This is a genomic window from Pseudidiomarina sp. (genome assembly GCF_033722695.1).
GTDB lineage: Bacteria > Pseudomonadota > Gammaproteobacteria > Enterobacterales > Alteromonadaceae > Pseudidiomarina.
The window spans coordinates 188,201-207,276 of sequence record NZ_JAWVYM010000001.1 but is presented as its reverse complement, the minus strand read 5'-3'; the positions used below and the strand labels follow the sequence as shown (position 1 = coordinate 207,276).

The following is a 19,076-nucleotide window of genomic DNA, read 5'->3' as shown; positions in this document are numbered from 1 at the left end:
TCCACCCGCTGCGCGGACAAATCATCGCTACGCGCCTGGCCAATAATATTGTTAACGATATGGGGCCAAACTTTGTTTACCGCAAACAGGACGCGACTGGTGCCACTGGCGCAGAAGTTGCGGCTGCCTATGTGGTCGCTCGGGAGTGTTTCAATCTGCGCGGTATAATGGAGCAAATTGAGGCGCAGAACAACAAAGTATCTGCTGACGTGCAGAACCGTATGCTGTTTCAGATACGTCGCGTGGTACGTCGCGCTACGCGCTGGTTCCTGCGCCATAAGAATCCAGCTCTCGGTACCATCCAGGAGCATCTGGATTTCTACCAGGCGAGCTTTAATGACCTGCGTAAAAACGTGCTGAAATATATCGTTGCTGATGAACGCGCCGCGCTTGAAAAGGAAATTGAAAAACTGCAGCTGCAGGGAGTCCCGAAAGACCTGGCGCATCAGATCGGTACCTTATCAACCTTGTTCTCTGCTCTGGATATTGCCGACATTGTTCATCAGACCAACTGTAAAGTCAGTCTCGTTGCGGAAGCTTATTTCCGTCTGGGCGCACGGATGTCACTGCACTGGTTCCTTGAACAAATCAACAATCAACCTGTAGATAACCACTGGCAGGCGCTTGCGCGCGCGGCATTCCGGGAAGAGCTCGACTGGCAGCAGCGTTCACTGACAATGAGTATGCTCAAGGGCGCTGACCTGAAAATGGACGCCTCAGCAATCCTGGATCAGTGGTTGAGTCAGAATGATGTCTATGTGGATCGTTGGTTACAGACTCTGAACGACTTTAAAACAACGAAGACCCATGAATTTGCCAAGTTCTCGGTGACCTTGCGTGAACTCATGCTGCTCAACCATAACTGTACAACGGCCTAAGTGATGTATAGCTGGCTAAGAGCATGGTTGTTCCGTCAGGATGCAGAAAAGTCGCATGACTTTACCATGGGGGTATTGAGCCGGTACGCGCACACCCCCTTGTCCTTAGCCTGGCGGCAACAGGTTGACGCACATCCGGTGCGGGTTATGGGCATTGATTTCCCGAATCCGGTAGGCCTGGCGGCCGGCCTTGATAAGAATGGCGAAGCTATTGACGCATTCGCTCAGATGGGATTCGGCTTCATTGAAGTGGGTACAGTCACGCCAAAAGCTCAGGCGGGCAACCCCAAGCCGCGCATGTTTCGTATTCCGGAGCGGACAGCGATAATTAATCGCATGGGCTTTAATAATAAGGGCGTTGACCATCTGGTCGGGCAAATTAGCAAAGCCCGCTTCCGCGGAGTATTAGGGATAAACATTGGTAAAAATAAAGATACACCGGAAGATCAGGCGGTAAATGATTATCTGCTGTGTATGCGCAAAGTTTACCCCTATGCCAGCTATATCGCAGTTAATATATCGTCACCGAACACGCCGGGGTTACGTGCCTTTCAGCATGGCAATGCCCTTGATGACTTGCTCTCGGCATTAAAGGCACTCCAACATGAATTACATCAGAAAGACGGCCGTTACGTGCCGCTGGCGGTGAAGATTGCACCGGATCTTACTGACGAAGGCATTACTGATATTGCGCAGGCTCTGTTAAAGCATGAGATTGACGGCGTAATCGCGACCAATACCACTCTAAGCCGGGATCCTGTTGCCGGTTTGCCCCACGCCGACGAAGCCGGGGGACTGAGTGGCTCAGTGCTATTTGATAGCAGCACCCGCGTGGTGCAGCGACTATGCGAGCAGTTAGGCGATCAGATTCCGGTTATCGGAGTCGGGGGCATTGACAGCCCTGAACGTGCGCAAGCTAAACTGGCGGCCGGGGCAAAGTTAATACAGGTCTATACCGGGTTTATCTACGAAGGTCCTGAGCTAATCCGGAAGATTGTCAACAACTTGTAAATTCCCAGATTTTTAGTTAGTTTAACAAGCAGCTTTTATCAGGCAATATTTGTTAAAGGATCGACAAAGTGCAAGCTTCGCAAAACTGGCGGTGGGTATTTAACCCAGAATCCCAGCAGCTATCCATTGAGCTCGGTGACGGGCTGGTGCACACCTGTCCTTATAAAACATCCAAATTAATTTCCATGCACGCAATGAATGCAGCCTTCAATTTAGAAGATGCCGTTGCGTTTCAGGAAATGTTCGACGTTCTGAGTAGCTACGATCACTGGGCACCGGCACAGATCCTGCAGGTATCCCTGAATCACGTTATTTTCAAACGTTTCGGCAGACCACAAATGCCTCAGAGCTGGCACTTTCAACAGCAAACTCAGGCCCCGGAATATCCGTTACAAAAAGGCGCCTTAGTGGAACTGAACTCCGGATTAACCTCGGCCACTTTTGTCATACTTAATTTAGAGGGTGAATTTGCTGAATGCATGCTGCTGGATAAACGGATGGAGCTGTCAGAAATTAAGTCATTAGCAGAATTCGAAGTGGTAAAAGTTCTGACCAACCGTCTGCAGGCCAGCCGCCTTCTACAGTCAGCATCCCCTAAAAACGCTGACGGCTCTTTACGCCAACGCGCATGACGAGGCTTTCGTCTGTTACGGCGATTTTTATGTCCCTTATTACTTCTTTAGCTGCCTGCCAGCCTGCCTCAGTTCCGTCTGAATCACCGCGCGCCTCGCTGAGGATCATGGCCACCAGTGATGTTCATGCTCAGTTGACGGGCTATGACTACTTTTCCAAACAGCCGGTGCAAAATGGACTGGTTCACACCGCCAGCGTAATTGACGAGGCCAGAGCCGAAGCTCCGTTATCCATACTGATTGAGAACGGCGATTTGTTGCAGGGCTCGCCGGTAGCCGACTTCCTCGTAAACCAACATGCCAGCAGTAAACCGGTGAATGCCCATCCGATTATTCAGACACTGAACACACTTGGATATGACGCGGCAAACCTCGGCAATCATGAATTTAATTATGGCCTTGATTATCTCGCTGAAGCATACAGTAAAGCGCAGTTTCCGGTACTGAGTGCCAATATCCACTGGTTGCCCGGCGCTCCGGATGCGCTGCGTAAGCAAATTCGCCCCTATACATTGCTCAAGCGTGAAGCTGTTGATCAGTATGGCACCCGACGGCCACTGAGTATCGCTATCATTGGCGTGATGCCGCCGCAAGTCATGCAATGGGACGAGCAATATCTTACCGGCCACGCTTATATGACTGAAATGGTGGCAGCGGCAGCTACGCAAGTTACGGCGGCAAGACAGCAGGGCGCTGATGTCGTGGTACTGGCCGCTCATACCGGTATGCCAAAGCAAACATCCAATCCACTGGATAGTGAACAGGCGGGCTGGGAGCTGGCTGGAATTTCAGGTATTGATGCGCTGATACTTGGCCATCAGCATGAGGTATTTCCAGGCACCAGCGCTTATGACGCGCTTCCCGGAATAGACAGCAACGGCGGTCGCATTAGCGGGATGGCAGCGGTGCAGCCGGGCGCTTATGGTGAGCACCTTGGCATCATCGATCTTGAACTTGAATTTGTTGATAAGCGTTGGCGCGTATTATCCGCTCAGAGCAGCACCCGCGCAGTCAGCGCTACCTACGACACCGCTCTGGCAGAAACATTGCAACAGGTGCATCAGGCAACCAGGGAGTTTGTTGCCGAACCTGTGGGCTATACAGCACGACCTTTAAGCTACCGCAGAGCGCGGTTACAGCCGGAGTTGGCGGTCCAACTGATTCATGAAGCACAGCTATGGTACGCCCGGGCGCAGCTGCCTGCCGAAGTGGCCGGCGACCTGCCATTACTCAGCGCAAGCGCGCCTTTCAATGCAGCGCTTAACACGGAAGACGAGCAGCAGGGCCGCTACACTGAAATACCCGCAGGGGAAGTGACGCTCGGCGATACGGCCGACCTCTACCGCTATCCGAACACGCTGGATGTCATTCAAGCGAGTGGCGAGCAAATACGTCAGTGGCTGGAATTCAGTGCGCTGGCCTTTACGGTTCCCGATGATGACAGACGTGCAGAGGCGTGGGCCTGGGTTAACCAGGATTTTCCCGGCTATAACTTTGACAGTCTGTACGGTTTGTCATATCGCATAGATCCCCGGCGGGAGCAGGGCGATCGTATTGTCGACTTACGTTACGCTAATCAAGCCGTCACTGACGAAATGACTTTTCTGGTAGCGCTGAACAGTTATCGTGCGAGCGGTGGTGGCGACGTTCCGGGGGTTGTTGGTGCGACGGTAGTCTACCGCAGCCCAGATCAAATTCAGGCTATATTGGTGAGTTATTTAAAAAGTCTGGGAGAACAAGGGTATCAGAAGGAATTAATAAAGCACTGGTTCGTTGAGGGAATACCTTCATCGGATTAATTGGTTGCGGGGGCAGGATTTGAACCTACGACCTTCGGGTTATGAGCCCGACGAGCTACCAGACTGCTCCACCCCGCGTCCGATTGATGCGCATACTACCAGTATTCACTAAGAACGCAATAGCCTTTCGAACTGACTGCTTACTTTTCCGGCGATTCTGCCAGATTGACTCGCTTTATCGACTATTTCACCCAATACAGATGGCGGTTAGTCCGGTATAATTACTGCCTAATTATTGAATATGGGTCTGTTACTCACATGAGTGAAAATCTGCAATTATTTGCCACCTGCGCCAAAGGGCTTGAGGCTTTGCTTTTTGATGAACTGAATGAGATCGGCGCGGCCGACGTTCGTCAAACCCTGGCGGGATGCTGGTTTCGTGGCGATCTCGCATTAGCCTATCGTACCTGTCTGTGGAGTCGCCTTGCCAGCCGTGTGCTGTTAAAGCTCGGCGAGTGCGAAGCGCTGCGCGCGGATGCAGTGCCTGCAGCGGTAGCGGAAACTCAGTGGGAAACCGTTTTTAATCCAAGCCGGACCTTTATTATCGACTTTCGCGGACAGAATCAAGACATCCGCCATACCCAGTTCGGTGCGCAATTGGTCAAAGACGGTATTGTCGATCATTTCCGTGCAATCGGTGAATCACGGCCGACCGTTTCAAAGGATCAGCCCGATATCCGCATCAATGCGCACCTGAACAAAGATAAGTTAACCTGGTATCTGGATTTATCCGGCGACAGTTTGCACCGTCGCGGTTACCGCCAGGAGCAGGGCGCTGCGCCATTGCGTGAGACCCTGGCCGCCGGAGTGGTGCTGCGCGCCGGCGTGACCCGCGACACTGGTATTATCCTGGATCCTTTCTGCGGCTCGGGCACATTGCTGTTGGAGGCCGCAATGATCTGTTTCGACCGTGCACCAGGGCTGACCCGCCGCGGCTGGGGCTTTGAAGCCTGGCTCAACCATGATGAAAAGCTCTGGCAGCGGGAGCTTCAGGAGGCAGAAGAACGCCACCAGCGCGCACTTGAGAGCTCCAACGCACGCTTCTTTGGCTCAGATACGGATCCTAAGATGCTTGCTATTGCTGAGCAAAATGCCACGCGCCTTGGCCTGGCAGGCAAGTGTGACTGGCAGATGAAAGCTGCTGATAAGGTTACCAGCCCGGTAGTAGCTAGCGAAGAGACGGTGACGCCATTACTGGTGTGTAACCCTCCTTATGGTGAGCGCCTGGGTGAAGAAGTTGAAACCCTGCTGCTTTACCGTCGCTTTGGCCAGCAGCTACGTCAGCAATTTCAGGGCTGGCAGGCAGCAGTTCTGGCTGGCGATGAACAACTACTAAAGCGCATGAAGCTGCGTAGTACCAAGAAATACAAGCTTTTTAATGGCGCCCTGGAGACCGTTCTGGCCCTGTACGATTTAACTAAAGAGCAACCAGAGTTTACTCAATCGCAATCAAATGATCTGGCTAACCGGCTCCGGAAAAACTATCAGAAACTGGAAAAATGGGCGTCAAAAGAAGGGGTTAGTGCCTGGCGACTGTATGACGCAGACATGCCTGAATACAATGCGGCCGTCGATGTTTATAACGACTATCTGGTGATACAGGAGTATGCGGCGCCAAAAGATATACCCGAAGCAGTGGCAAAGGAGCGTTTGTGGTTTTTATTAGACACCCTGGCACAGGAATTACCCTTTAATGCTGAAAAAATGACCCTGAAAGTACGCCAACGGCAGATCGGCAAGCAGCAGTATCAGAAGCAACAGCCGCGCGGCCTGACAACCGTTGTAAATGAATACGATGCGCAGTTTATGGTCAATCTTAGTGACTATCTGGATACCGGACTTTTTCTTGACCATCGCTGGGCTCGTCAGGAACTTGCCCGGTTAAGTGCGGGCAAAACCGTGCTGAATCTGTTTGCCTATACCTGTACTGCATCGGTGCATGCTGCGCTGGCCGGGGCTAAGCAGGTGGTTTCAGTTGATCTGTCAAAAACCTACCTGAACTGGGGCGAAGATAACTTCCGGCTCAATAAAATAGATACCCGACAGCACCAGTTCGTCCAGGCTGACTGCCTGACCTGGTTGCGGGAGCAGCGGCCGCAACAGCGTTTTGACGTGATATTTCTTGATCCGCCAACATTTTCCAACTCAAAGCGCATGGATGATGTGCTGGATGTGCAACGGGATCATCCATTATTGCTTAAACTTGCCGCGCGATTACTCAAGGACAACGGCGTTATTCTGTTTTCAAACAACAAGCGCCGGTTTAAGCTCGACGAAGAAGCCCTGGCCGAGCTATACCTCAAAGCAGAGGACTTAACTCAGCGTTCCATCCCGCTGGACTTCAGCCGCAACAAAAATATTCACCATTTATATCGGGTGACCAGCATTGACTGATTTTTATCTGCTGACGAAGCCAGAATGTCCGCTCTGCACTGAGGCCTTGCTGGCGGTACATCACTGTCAGCCCGAGGAGCCCGTGCGCCTGCACATAGTCGATATTACCCAACAGCCCGAGTTGCTGGAGGAGTATGCCTGGTTAGTTCCGGTTCTGGTGCGCCACAGTGATGATGCTGAGCTACGCTGGCCTTTTGGTAACGAATTAGAGGAGTTTTTGAATTCATGAGTATTGTGCGCTTGCAAAATGCCCATCTGGCGTTTGGAAATGACGCGATTTTAGACGGTGTTGACCTGGTTATCGAAGCGGGGGAGCGCCTTTGTCTGGTCGGCCGTAACGGGGCAGGTAAATCCACACTACTCAAGGTATTAGATGGCCATACCCAGCTTGACGATGGCGCGGTGCAGATTGTAGGCGATACTGTTATCACCCGGTTACCCCAGGATCCGCCGGCGAACTCGCCACAAACAGTGTTTGATTATGTGGCTGAAGCATTGGCTGATGTGGGCGATATTTTAAAAGAATACCATCATATTTCCGAGCAACTCACTGAGAACTCCAGCGGCCAGTCGATGGACCAGTTGATGGATCGGTTCGGCAAACTACAGACGCAGCTTGAGGCCGCGGACGGATGGCAGTTGCAAACCCGGATTGAACAGGTGCTGACTCAGTTATCCCTGCCAGCTGATGCGACTATGGAATCACTCTCCGGAGGCTGGTTACGGCGCGTTGCGCTGGCCCGGGCGTTAGTCGTTCAACCCGACTTACTGTTACTTGATGAGCCGACCAACCATCTCGATGTGGATATGGTTCGCTGGCTTGAAACCATGCTGAAAGAGTTTCGCGGCGCGGTACTCTTTATCAGTCATGACCGGGCATTCATCCGCGCCCTGGCAACCCGCATCGTCGATTTAGATCGCGGTCATCTGGCCAGCTACCCCGGCAATTATGACAAGTATCTACAGCTCAAACAGGAAAACCTTGAGATCGAAGAAGCCCATAACGCCGAATTCGATAAAAAATTAGCTCAGGAAGAGGTTTGGGTGCGTCAGGGCATCAAAGCCCGACGCACGCGCAATGAAGGTCGCGTGCGGGCCTTGCAGGAGCTGCGCAAACAGCGCGCCCAACGCCGCGAGCAGCAAGGCTCCGCCAGGCTATCCGTTCAGGAAGCCCAGCGATCAGGTAAGCTGGTATTTGAAGGAGAAGGGCTGAATCTAAGCTTTGCCGATCAGGTTATCCTGAGTGATTTCTCATTAACCCTGCAACGGGGAGATAACGTGGCGCTGGTTGGGCCCAATGGCTGTGGTAAGAGTACCCTCATCCGGGTACTACTGGGCCAACAGAAGGTTGATAGTGGTGTTATTAAACTGGGAACCAATCTCGAGGTCGCCTATTTTGATCAACACCGCGCGCAACTGGATCCTGAGCTGTCCGTGGCAGAAAACGTCGGCGAAGGTAAGCAGGATGTTAGTTATGGCGGCCGTAGCCGGCATATTCTGAGCTATCTGCAGGATTTCCTGTTTTCACCGAAACAGGCCCGTACACCGGTGCGAGCCCTGTCGGGCGGAGAGCGTAACAGGGCCTTACTGGCTAAGTTGTTTCTGCAACCAAGTAATTTTTTAATTCTCGATGAACCGACCAACGATCTGGATATCGACACCCTTGAACTGCTGGAGCAGATTGTCGCTGACTATCAGGGCACCGTTATTCTGGTGAGCCACGACCGGGAATTTGTCAATAATACGGCTACCAGCGTGCTGTTGTTTGAAGGTGACGGAAAAGTAACTGAGATCTTTGGTGGTTTTACCGAGGTAGAACACTATCTGCAGCAGCAAGAGGGAACTAAAACCCTTAGCCGGCAGTCTGAGCAGTCGACGTCTTCGCCGGCACCGCAGCGGGCTTCTGAAAAGCCACGAAAAAAGTTATCCTATAAGCTGCAGCGGGAACTTGATATGCTGCCGCAACGAATAGAGGCACTGGAAGCAGAACAGGCCGCGTTGCAGCAACGGGTTAGTGACCCTGATTTTTATAATCAGTCGCACGCAATTACCAGCGCTACGCTGGAAAGATTAGGTGCTATCGAAACAGAATTAGTAGACGTTCTGGAACGCTGGGACGAATTAGAAAACTTACAACAAGAGAGCAGTTAATTCACTTATGAACAAACTTACTTTAGCCGCTGTAAGCGCGGCTGCCTCCGCATCATTTATTGCTGCAGTACAGGCAGATACCTACAACTTTCAGGAGTTGCCCACGCCGGCGGAGGTACGTCACTTGTTCCCGCTCGATATTAATGAGATGGGGCTGGCTGCGGTGCTGGGGCGTTTGCCTGAAAACCGTGAGGTTGATGTGACCCGGGTGGTTAATGCTACTCGCAGTAAGGCAGGAATCCCGCTGGAGATTGATCCTGAAACTTTTGAGTTATCCTACGAGCAATATTCCAGCCTCCTGAGCCTGCTCGAAGATCGGGTCAATCCTTATCTCGAAAATCCGCGGGTAGCCTTTAATTTTGCCGGTACTTACAACGGCCAGGACGTCACTTTTTACGATCCTTTCAACGATACCGACGAAACAACTCCGGAAATGGCAGATACTGCCGATCATCACTTTTACGGATTGAATGATAATAACATTCTGGTCGGCTTTGGTACTGCACCATATAAACCACTCGAATACCAGGCGACCAATGCAGATGGCGAAGCCACCAGTACCATAACTTATGCAGAACGGGATTTTACCAGCCGGGCAATCTGGCATAATGGCACTAGTTTTAAGAGCTATGCTCCACCTGAGCAAGCACACCTGGGCGGCGAATCCGTCATGTTTGATATCAATGCCAATCATGTCGCGGTCGGTTTCGCCAGCGTAGCGGTGGCCCCGGATTCAGTCGCAAGTATTGAAAAATGTGAGACCGATGTCGCTGAACCACCGTCGACAGAGCCACTTTATGTGTGTATTTGGGAATTATGGCATGCTAAGCAGCGTTCTTCCGCTACGAACATTTCCGGTATAACTGCGAACCGGTCAATTTATGATATGCGCGCAATGCGGTGGCAGCTCGATGCCAATGGCGACGTTATATCTGCCACACCACTCGGCACCCTGATGGATCGTGGTGCCGAAGATAACGGCGACTTCTCCAGTTATGCGTATGCAGTAAATAACAATGATATCGCTGTAGGGCAAAGCTGGACTTACTTCCGGGGCGATGACACGAACGTCAATAACCGGATTAAAATGCCTGCAGTTTTCGTCGGTGACACGGTAATACCCGTCACCGAAGAAGAGTTGTATATCTGGGGCAGCGCCAACGCGATTAACAATAATAATCTGGTGACTGGCTATTTGATCCGCACCGTTCAGGGTATTCGTCGTAATGTTGGCTTTACCTATGATGTTGATACCGGGACATTTACCGAATTGCCCAGCTTCTTTGTTGGCTCCAGTATGGTACCAAACGATGTCAACGACGCTGGTATCATTGTTGGTACAGCCGAAATCGAACCCTCTCTGGCGACAGCCCGGCGCCGGGTCGGTTTTATGTACGATATCAGTAATCCTGATGCAGGCGTGATTAACCTCAACGATGCCATTCAGTGTGATACTGGCTACTTTATCGTTTCAGCTGAGGGAATTAACGAGCAGGGCGATATCGTCGCAACAGCTCTGGTAGAGTCAAACTACACTGACTCAGAGGGACAGACAAAAACTGAACAAGTGGTTAAAACACTGCTGATGAATCCCACTAGTGGCGAGCTGAATGATTGTGATGTAACCGAACAAAAAACTGAGCGCCAGGGTGCTTCAACCTCATTGCTAAGTGTTTTTTCTATGTTGTTGATTGGTGGTCTTATTACAATTCGTCGCCGCTTTGTCAACTAGTAAAATAACTTGTTCTAAGAAAAACCTCTCATAGAATAAGCACGATTTCATCGACTTAGCATAAGTCACATGAATCGTGCTTTTTTTTATCTTGAACTCCTGCCCAGAATTGCTATCTATAAAGATAGAGCCAAGCAGTATTTATCTGGTTCTTAAAACGTTAAATCTGCACGAGGAAGCTAAAGATGAAAAGACAAAAACGCGATCGCCTCGAACGCGCCCATTCTCAGGGCTTTAAAGCCGGTGTGTCCGGTCGCTCCAAAGAGAACTGCCCTTATCAGAGCCAGGACATACGTTCACACTGGCTAGGCGGTTGGCGCGATGCGATGGAAGCTCGCGGTGTCGGATTGTTCCGATAATTTTCAGCAACCCGAAATTAAATTATAGAATCAAAAAAGCCCGCTAGTTCACGCGGGCTTTGTTATATCTTCATAGGGCAGGTTATCAGAACTTGGATGTGTCAGTAAAAAGACCCACTTTAAGATCTTTAGCGGTATAAATTGTCTTACCGTCTACTTCAACCCGACCGTCACCAATCCCCATGTACAGCGAGCGCTTAATAACGCGCTTCATATCAATAAAATAACTGACTTTATTAGCTGTCGGCAGGATTTGACCGGTAAATTTCACGTCGCCCACACCAAGTGCGCGCCCCCGGCCCGGGCCGCCAGCACACGCAAGGAAAAAGCCCGTTAGCTGCCACATAGCGTCCAGTCCAAGACAGCCGGGCATTACCGGGTCGCCAATAAAGTGGCACTGAAAGAACCAGAGGTCAGGGTTAATATCTAATTCAGCATGGATAAAGCCTTTACCGTGCTCGCCACCGTGATCGTTAATCTCAACGACCCGATCCATCATCAGCATATTAGGCGCCGGTAACTGACTGTTGCCAGGGCCAAACATCTCACCGCGAGCGCACGCCAGCAGTTCCTCACGCGTATAACTAGATTGTTTCATAAGTACCTTGTCGTTCTGATTATCAGATGAACTAAATAAAAGTTCGGGTAGCTTAGCTAACACGTGTACGCTTAACAAGTCCGACTAGTAATTATCGACCAAGTAAACGGCGCCACCAGTTCGGTGCCCGCTCAGTATGCTGCAGTTCATCAAGACGTTCCTCGATACGGGTATAGAGCTTTTTCTGGTCCGATTGGGTCAACAACTCCAGGGCCTCAGTAACATGATTGACCGCGTAGATATGGTATTGGCCCGCTTGTACCGCTTCGATGACCTCAGGCTCGAGATTCAATTGGCTCAGATTAGCAGCGGGAATGATCACTCCCTGATGCCCGGTCAGGCCGCGTGCCTGGCAGAGCGAAAAGTAGCCTTCGATTTTCTCATTGACGGCGCCTATAGCCTGCACGCGGCCAAACTGATCAACGGCACCGGTTATGGCCAGCCCCTGCTCAATAGGAGCCTCTGCCAGAGCTGACAGTAAGCAGCACAACTCAGCCAGCGAGGCACTGTCGCCATCAACTTCGTGATAAGACTGTTCAAAAACGATAGTCGCTGACAGACTCATTGCTTCGCTGCGGGCAAACACATTAGCGATATAGGCGCTGAGGATCATAACGCCCTTAGTGTGAATATTCCCGCTTAATTCTGACTTTCGGTCAATGTCGATAATATCACCGTCACCGTAATGGACAGTGGCAGTAATCCGGGATGGCTCACCAAATTCGCTACCGCCAGCGGTAACTACCGTCAAACCATTCACCTGACCGACCACCCGGCCATCGGTGGCAATATAGACCTGGCCTTCAAGGATAGAGCGACGACTTAAATCGGCGATATAACCGTCGCGATATTTACGCTGCCGCAATACACGTTGCACGTGCTCGTCCTGAATTTCTTCAGTCCCCAGCGCAATAGCAATGGCTGACGCTTCTCGCATGAGTTGCATCAGGGTTATCGTATCCAGGCTTAACTCGGTCTGGTAATCGCTTAGCCGCGAAGCAAATTTGAACAATAGCGGATAGGCATTGCGGTGTAAGGGCAATACCGCGGCTTCGCGTTGTACGTAGGCCAGATAATCAAAGTAGGGCGCCAATGGCAGCTGACTTAAGGGGTAATGCCCGGAGAAATCCGCCAGATAAGGAAATAAGTTGTCAAAGTCACGGTCGAGCTCACGTAGCTGAGCATAAATATCGCGATCGCCCAGTAACAGGACTTTGATATGGACCGGCACCGGCTCCGGCCGATAATAGGCGGCGATATTGGCTTCACCTGGTTGCGGCCAATGAAACAGGCTGGTACGCAAAATATATTTTAGTTTTCGCCATAGCCCCGGCTGGGACAACAGTTCTTCAGCATCAATTGCCAACACGCCGCCATTCGCTTTCAGCAGGGCACCAGCTTCGATCAGATGCAGCTCAGAACTGATAGTACCTTCGACTGACTGTAAACGAATACTGCCAAATAAATTGGTTTCGGTCACCCGGTCACAGAGTACGAAGGGTTGTTCCTCATCATGCTGCACAATAATGGTTGCCAGCTCAGAGCCCGGTAAGTCTTTGAAGTTCTTTTCTGCTACGCCATCCAGATAACCATGTGCCCGTTCGGTCGGATAAGTATCACGCAAGGCTATCAGCTGCTCCTGGCGACTCGCGACCGGGGTTTCCAGTAGCTGCCATAGCTGCGCCAGAAAATCGCTGGCTGTTCCCGCGGGAAGATTCACGCATTGCGGTTCACTGGCCGCATTTGGGTTCGCCAGATAGACCCAGTCATATTTCTCGGCGTAGGCCCACCTGTGCAGCTGCTGAAGCTCTTGCAACACATCATAGGTACGCAACCCGGCAGGGGTTACTAAAAAACCGTGAGCGTAGCGACCAGCGATACTCATTGCCTGATGAAGGGCGGATGTCGCCCGTTGCTGGCCAACCAGAGCGCTTGGGCTAAAATTATCAGGGTATTGCTCCGCCCAGTTATCAATAGCCGGTTGTAAAGCGTCAGCGGTTACATGCATGAAATATCTTCTCCTTGAATTAGCCGCCTATGATAGCTGATACCGACATGTATTTGCCATTATTGTGAGGTATCATTGCTACTTCAATAACCGAGCCTATTGGCGGGAATCCAGAGTCTATTAGTCCGCTGCTCCGGAATCAGTAACTGGCTGGACCGTATAGCCAGCGGCACGGAGCAAAGCGATAACGCCCTGAGGGCCGCCAAGATGCCCGGCACCAACAGCGATAAAGGATGGTTGCTCAGCCATCAGCGGCGGCAGAATTTCAACCCAGTTACGGTTCCGCTCATCAAGCAGGATTGAGCTGTAATTAGTGAATTCCTGCTGCGTGACAATCAGCTGATAAAGCTGCTCTACGTCTTCCTTTAGGAACAGCTCCTTCATTTGCTGCAATTCCTCGTTAGACTGCTCAGATTCGGCAATCATTTGCCATAACCAGGTACTTTGTTCAGACAATGGAATTTGATCAAAAATACCGATCTGATCGGCAACGCTTTCCAGGCCAATCACATCTTTTCCGGTTCGCTTTGCCTGCTGCAACAGAAATCCTTCATAGGACGCAAGTTGCCGACAATTAAGGTAATGTGTGACCACCATGTTGCTGATTACAAATGGGCGCAGCTCTTCAAAGTAACTGAGCGACACGCCGGTAATTTGCTGCAGCGCCTGATCAACCTCGTTAAATTGTGTATCGGTCAGGTGTTTCTTTAAGTAGGGTCCACCGGGCTGTCGGACACTGCTTTGTAGTTGCTGAGCGACTACCATGTCGGCCAGGTCCAGCTCCAGAACCAGTTGGTTTGTGTTGTCCAGCGCACCTAGAACACGCTCGTCAATTTTAAAGTCCCGCTCACATAGCACATGCATAGTGCCAAGCAGGTACGAGGGTTGCTCGATACCCTTACCGCTAATCTGGTACAACAGGGACGCATGCGCACCCAAGGAAACAAAAAAAAGCAGTACCCCAAAAAAAGGTACCGCCAGGTTCTTAACACGCATTCGAAAAGCCTCTCATTTAAGCACTAACTTTTTATCTTCATCGCGCAATAAGTAGAGCGCCAGACAGGCTGCCAACATAGGCCAGGCCGCGAAGAACAGCAGGTTATTAAACGGATCCAGATATACGGGAAAAGACGCTAAGGTCGATATTCCGTGAAAAATCAGAACCAGACCATAAGTGATGCGTTTCTTAAAACCAATCACAAAGCCAATAACGATCAACAACTGGATGATACCGATCACCATAAAGGCTGTTTCACCAAGCCCGGAAATAAAGTAAAACTTATCAAAAACGGCAGCACTGTGACCCGGATTAACAAACTTATCCAGGGTCCATAACAGCATGACGATAAAAATACCCACCCGCAGGGCAAACAGCGACCATTGCAGACGAGCCTTAGTTTCATTTGATTGAAGCCCAACCATAATTTTATTCCTTTTTAAGGTTTATTTTTCCCAGCGAAACTTTTCAAAGGGCTTATCCAGCGGCGTTTCAGCGATATGATTGGTGTAATTACTCATAACCTTCTGACCAACTGCAAGAATAACTTCTAGCACATTTTTCTTCGTGTAACCCGCTTTATAGAAAGTTTCCAGATCATCATCGGTTACCTGGCCGCGGGAACGCACTACTTTCAGAGTGAAATCCCGAAGTTCTTCCAGTTCGTGTGAGGGCAGAGGCTCTTCTTTACGCAGCGCGTCAATAATTTCATCGCTGACGTCCATTGATTTAGCAATGGCCGTATGGGCTGGCACACAATAATGGCACTTGTGCTCAACATTGATTGCCTGCCAGACCACAGTAGTCTGATCGTTATTAAAACTACTCTTCATAAATAACTTATGGAGTGTCTGGTATGCCTCAAGTAATTCAGGCGATTCAGCCATAACACCATGTAAATTGGGGATCATGCCGGAATCTTTTTCTGAAGCCTTCAGTAGCTCCTTACTGGCAGATGGGGCTGAATCTTTATCATGAAGGGTAAAGTCTGACATAATTAGCTCTCCTTGTTATTGAATGATCGCTCAACTATCATGACACACTCTAGTCAAGCTTGAATGATCATTCAAATAAACAGGCCCCATATGCCAAGAAAAGCAAAATTTGACCGTCAGTCGGTGCTGCGCAAAGCTCTGGACCTGTTTGCGCGGCAGGGCTACACGGCAACCTCAATGAAAGATCTTGAACTGGCGTTGGATATGCGCCCGGGCAGCATTTACGCCGCCTTTGGCTCAAAAGAAAGACTTTTTACGGAAGTACTGGCTTATTATGCCGAGAATACTATAGATAAACTCAAAGCCCTGATTGACGGAGCTGACAGCCCGCTGGCCGGGGTGCGTGCCTACCTCATCGGTCTGGCTGACCTTGCGCAGGCGGAGCCGGCGCAGAAAGCCTGCTTATTAGTCAGTTCCAAACTCGAGTTAAGCGGCAGTCAGCCGGTTCTGAGCCAGGCCGCGGAAGATTATCTGGCAGATCTGGAAGACTACTTTTGCGAAGTGTACAGCACGGCAATGCTGGCAGGGCAGTTACCCCGATCGGCAGATCCCCGGCTGATGGCGCAACGTTTACAGGTGGCAATCATGGGCCTGAGGGTATTCCTGCAGCGCAACACCGATCCGCTTCGAATCAGACAACTCGCCGGGCAAATAGGCAAGGAGGTTACATGCGTTTTATAAAAACACGGTCAGTGCTGGCTATTAGCGGCTTTTTACTATTAGCAAACACTGCTTTTGCCGATAATTTTGACCATTCCCATCAGAATTTTACTGATATTTTATCAACTCATCTTGAGTTTTATGATAGCAAATCATGGGTTGATTATAACCAGCTGAGCAGCAACGACGCCAAGCTAAGCCATTATTTAGAAAGACTTTCTTCGGTATCAGATAAGGCCTATGGCGGGTGGAGCAAGGAGCAACAGCTGGCCTTTTTAATTAATGCTTATAACGCTTTTACGCTGAAACTCATCATTAACAACTATCAGCAGTTTGAGCAGGGACAGGCTGAATCAATTCGCGACCTTGGTAGCTGGTCTGGTACGCCGTGGGAGCAGAATTTTTTCACTTTACTGGGGCAGGAACGGAATCTTGACTGGATTGAGCACCAGCAGATCCGCAAAGAGTTTAAAGAGCCGCGTATTCACGCTGCGTTAGTTTGCGCCGCTATCAGTTGCCCTAACTTGCGCGCAGAAGCCTATCGGGCAGCGGAGCTGGATCATCAGTTGGAAAGCCAGATGCAGAGCTTTTTATCAGATCCAGACAAGAATTATCTGGATGCTGCTGCGCAAACCCTTTATCTGTCATCAATTTTCAAATGGTATCGCGAAGATTTTCAGCAAGGGCATCAGGGCTTTAACAAGCTTACCGATTTCGGTAGCCGCTATTATGATGCCGAAACCAGTGGCTACGATGTTCGCTTTCTGGACTATAACTGGCGCTTGAATGACAGCGCCGTTATTGACAGCCGTCGCTAATCAAGCCGCTTACGGAACCTGAATATAGCAACTGCCACCATCACCACGCTAAAGGCTGCCAGCGCCAGTAGTTCAGGGTATAGCGGGCCTAGCTCTGAGCCCCGCAGCACAATGCCCCGGGTAAGTCTGACAAAGTGAGTTAGGGGCAGGATTTCGCCGATATACTGCGCCGGCTCTGGCATGCCTTCAAAGGGAAACATAAAGCCCGATAGCAGAATAGAGGGCAGAAAGGTAAACACCGTCAGTTGCATTGCCTGAAACTGCGTCTTCGCCATAGTCGAGATGGTGATCCCCAGCGCCAGTGTCGCCACAATAAAGAATAACGCAGCAATATAAAGATCCCAGACCGAGCCACGGATCGGCACATCAAATAACCAAGCGCCGACGAACAGAATAATATTCATCTGGATCATGCCGATAATAACGTACGGGAAGATTTTCCCCAGTATCAATTCGCCGCGTCGCACCGGCGTTGCAATAAGTAGCTCCAGGTTACCGCGTTCGCGCTCTCTGACAATGGCTATAGCCGTAAAAAGCACCATCGTCAGGTTCAGAATAACCCCGATAAGCCCCGGCACAATCTGCACCTCTGTCCGTTGCTCTGGATTGTAGTAGTTCCGTGCCTCAAGCACCGCCGGCGATCGATCAGGGTCGGCGAAGGGCGGCGGTAACTTTACAAGCTCGTGGGCAATACCCGCGATAATAGGGTCGCTGCCATTTATCATTAATTGGGCGGCAGGACGCTTGTTATCCTGCAGACGACGCTCAAAGTCAGGCGGAATAAAGATACCGACCTCGATACGACCAGCATCAAGCAGGCGCTTGAGTTCGACCGGACCGTCTACGGTGTTGATTACCCGGATAACCTGAGTCGCCTCAGCTGAGCGCACGAGCTCACGTGAGGCTGTGGTATTGGCCTGATCCGCAACAGCCGCCTCAAGCTGACGCACGTCGGTGTTAATCGCGTAACCAAATAATGTAATTTCCAGTAACGGCACCCCGATAATCATCGCCAGTGTCAGTTTGTCCCGGCCTAACTGCCTGATTTCCTTATTGGCTATAGCCCAGAAACGAGTCAGTGAACAAAGCATTATGAGTCGTGCTCCAGCTGTTGCCGGTTCTCGGTAGCCGCCACAAACACATCCTCCAGATTGGCTGAAACTGCCTTTACATCAATGTCTTTATCGCAGCTTTCTACCCATTTCCTCACCTCTGCTACCGGATCCTCAATGGCTTTATCTAGTAACGCATGTAAACGGGTTCCCAACTGGGCAACGCTCTGAACCTGATCATGGCAGCTCAGTTCATGACGCACCTTAAGCGACTCACTGGTACTGATTTCAACCACCTGAGCGTCCAGAGTTTCCATCAATTCGGCAGGGGCGCCTTCCGCAACCAATTGCCCCTGGTTGAGTATTGCCAGCTGATGGCAGCGCTCAGCTTCGTCCAGATAATGGGTTGAGAGCAGAATGGTAGTGCCGTGCCCGACTAAATCAAACAGCCTGTCCCAAAAGTCACGCCGGCTCTGAGGATCAACACCGCTGGTGGGCTCATCCAGGATCAGCAAGTCAGGTTGATGTAAAGTTGCCGCAGCCAGTGCCAGTCGCTGCCTCTGGCCGCCGCTCATGGTGCCGGAAAACTGCTGCTGCAGATCCTTCAGATCATAGGTTTCCAGCGCCTGTTCAATACGTTCTTTCCGTTGCTGACGCGGCAGGGCATAGATAGTGCTCAAAAACCGAAGATTTTCCAACACAGTCATATCTTCGTACAACGAGAATTCCTGAGTCATATAACCAATACGGGAACGCACCGCGGCAGCCTGACGGGGCAAATCAAAGCCCAATACCGTGACGCTTCCTGACGTTGGCTTCAGCAATCCGCACAGCATTCTTATCGCCGTTGATTTGCCTGACCCGTTGGGCCCCAGAAAGCCATAGATCTGTGCTTTCTCAATGCTTAAGCTTAATTCGTTAACCGCTGTGACCGGGCCAAAATGGCGGGTCAGATCGTCAGCCCTGATGGCAACCTCAGATTCAGCCATAAA

17 protein-coding genes, 1 tRNA gene and 1 pseudogene are annotated in these 19,076 nt (G+C 50.7%); 11 read left to right on the top strand and 8 right to left on the bottom strand.

All coding sequences use genetic code 11. The features are described 5' to 3' along the window. The 4 genes and pseudogenes from R3196_RS00980 to R3196_RS00965 all read left to right on the top strand — a co-directional run. Positions 1 to 878 (top strand): annotated as a pseudogene (locus R3196_RS00980) (NAD-glutamate dehydrogenase domain-containing protein); the annotation flags it as partial. Between the two features lie 3 nt (positions 879 to 881). Beyond that, positions 882 to 1,889, top strand: a complete 1,008-nt coding sequence (gene pyrD / locus R3196_RS00975; RefSeq protein ID WP_318934736.1) for a quinone-dependent dihydroorotate dehydrogenase — start codon at positions 882 to 884, stop codon at positions 1,887 to 1,889. Between the two features lie 68 nt (positions 1,890 to 1,957). Beyond that, a complete protein-coding gene (locus R3196_RS00970; protein WP_318934735.1) occupies positions 1,958 to 2,521 on the top strand; it encodes a cell division protein ZapC domain-containing protein in 564 nt (187 codons plus the stop codon). A 29-nt stretch (positions 2,522 to 2,550) separates the two neighbouring features. Beyond that, on the top strand, positions 2,551 to 4,320 hold the full coding sequence (locus R3196_RS00965; RefSeq protein WP_318934734.1) for a bifunctional 2',3'-cyclic-nucleotide 2'-phosphodiesterase/3'-nucleotidase: 1,770 nt from the start codon (positions 2,551 to 2,553) through the stop codon (positions 4,318 to 4,320). 1 nt (position 4,321) lies between these two features. Here R3196_RS00965 and R3196_RS00960 read toward each other — a convergent pair. After that, positions 4,322 to 4,398, bottom strand: a tRNA-Met gene (locus R3196_RS00960). A 180-nt stretch (positions 4,399 to 4,578) separates the two neighbouring features. Here R3196_RS00960 and rlmKL point away from each other — a divergent pair. From rlmKL to rmf, 5 genes are all read left to right on the top strand, one after another. After that, the gene (gene rlmKL / locus R3196_RS00955) at positions 4,579 to 6,714 is read left to right on the top strand and encodes a bifunctional 23S rRNA (guanine(2069)-N(7))-methyltransferase RlmK/23S rRNA (guanine(2445)-N(2))-methyltransferase RlmL (protein WP_318934733.1); all 2,136 of its coding nucleotides are present in this window, start codon (positions 4,579 to 4,581) and stop codon (positions 6,712 to 6,714) included. Further along, entirely contained in the window at positions 6,707 to 6,943 is a 237-nt protein-coding gene (locus R3196_RS00950; protein ID WP_318934732.1) for a glutaredoxin family protein, read from the top strand. The genes rlmKL and R3196_RS00950 overlap by 8 nt, the downstream gene beginning before the upstream one ends. Then, positions 6,940 to 8,865, top strand: coding sequence for an ABC transporter ATP-binding protein (locus tag R3196_RS00945; protein ID WP_318934731.1), 1,926 nt, complete (start codon positions 6,940 to 6,942; stop codon positions 8,863 to 8,865). The genes R3196_RS00950 and R3196_RS00945 overlap by 4 nt, the downstream gene beginning before the upstream one ends. A 7-nt stretch (positions 8,866 to 8,872) precedes the next feature. Beyond that, a complete protein-coding gene (locus tag R3196_RS00940; RefSeq protein ID WP_318934730.1) occupies positions 8,873 to 10,597 on the top strand; it encodes a DUF3466 family protein in 1,725 nt (574 codons plus the stop codon). Between the two features lie 185 nt (positions 10,598 to 10,782). Next, complete coding sequence (gene rmf, locus R3196_RS00935) at positions 10,783 to 10,956, top strand: ribosome modulation factor (protein WP_318934729.1); 174 nt, start codon at positions 10,783 to 10,785, stop codon at positions 10,954 to 10,956. A gap of 85 nt (positions 10,957 to 11,041) precedes the next feature. Here rmf and fabA read toward each other — a convergent pair whose 3' ends face one another. From fabA to R3196_RS00910, 5 genes are all read right to left on the bottom strand, one after another. After that, positions 11,042 to 11,554, bottom strand: coding sequence for a 3-hydroxyacyl-[acyl-carrier-protein] dehydratase FabA (gene fabA / locus R3196_RS00930; protein WP_318934728.1), 513 nt, complete (start codon positions 11,552 to 11,554; stop codon positions 11,042 to 11,044). Between the two features lie 91 nt (positions 11,555 to 11,645). Then, a complete protein-coding gene (locus tag R3196_RS00925) occupies positions 11,646 to 13,562 on the bottom strand; it encodes a Lon protease family protein (RefSeq protein WP_318934727.1) in 1,917 nt (638 codons plus the stop codon). A 120-nt stretch (positions 13,563 to 13,682) separates the two neighbouring features. Further along, positions 13,683 to 14,558, bottom strand: a complete 876-nt coding sequence (locus R3196_RS00920) for a TraB/GumN family protein (protein ID WP_318934726.1) — start codon at positions 14,556 to 14,558, stop codon at positions 13,683 to 13,685. 12 nt (positions 14,559 to 14,570) lie between these two features. Beyond that, positions 14,571 to 14,984, bottom strand: coding sequence for a hypothetical protein (locus R3196_RS00915; protein WP_318934725.1), 414 nt, complete (start codon positions 14,982 to 14,984; stop codon positions 14,571 to 14,573). Between the two features lie 21 nt (positions 14,985 to 15,005). After that, positions 15,006 to 15,554, bottom strand: a complete 549-nt coding sequence (locus R3196_RS00910; RefSeq protein WP_318934724.1) for a carboxymuconolactone decarboxylase family protein — start codon at positions 15,552 to 15,554, stop codon at positions 15,006 to 15,008. Positions 15,555 to 15,644: 90 nt separating this feature from the next. Here R3196_RS00910 and R3196_RS00905 point away from each other — a divergent pair, with 90 nt between their 5' ends. Continuing rightward, on the top strand, positions 15,645 to 16,235 hold the full coding sequence (locus R3196_RS00905; protein WP_318934723.1) for a TetR/AcrR family transcriptional regulator: 591 nt from the start codon (positions 15,645 to 15,647) through the stop codon (positions 16,233 to 16,235). Next, positions 16,223 to 17,032 carry a DUF547 domain-containing protein gene (locus R3196_RS00900; RefSeq protein ID WP_318934722.1) on the top strand — a complete coding sequence of 270 codons (810 nt, stop codon included), beginning with the start codon at positions 16,223 to 16,225 and terminating at the stop codon, positions 17,030 to 17,032. Before R3196_RS00905 ends, R3196_RS00900 begins: the two co-directional genes overlap by 13 nt. Here the strand turns inward: R3196_RS00900 and R3196_RS00895 are convergent. Both R3196_RS00895 and R3196_RS00890 read right to left on the bottom strand, forming a co-directional pair. Then, positions 17,029 to 18,123 (bottom strand): ABC transporter permease, encoded by a 1,095-nt coding sequence (locus tag R3196_RS00895; RefSeq protein ID WP_318934721.1) that lies wholly within the window; start codon positions 18,121 to 18,123, stop codon positions 17,029 to 17,031. The two genes, R3196_RS00900 and R3196_RS00895, sit on opposite strands and share 4 nt — an antisense overlap. Then, positions 18,123 to 19,073, bottom strand: a complete 951-nt coding sequence (locus R3196_RS00890; RefSeq protein WP_318934720.1) for an ABC transporter ATP-binding protein — start codon at positions 19,071 to 19,073, stop codon at positions 18,123 to 18,125. Before R3196_RS00890 ends, R3196_RS00895 begins: the two co-directional genes overlap by 1 nt. Positions 19,074 to 19,076 lie beyond the last annotated feature (3 nt).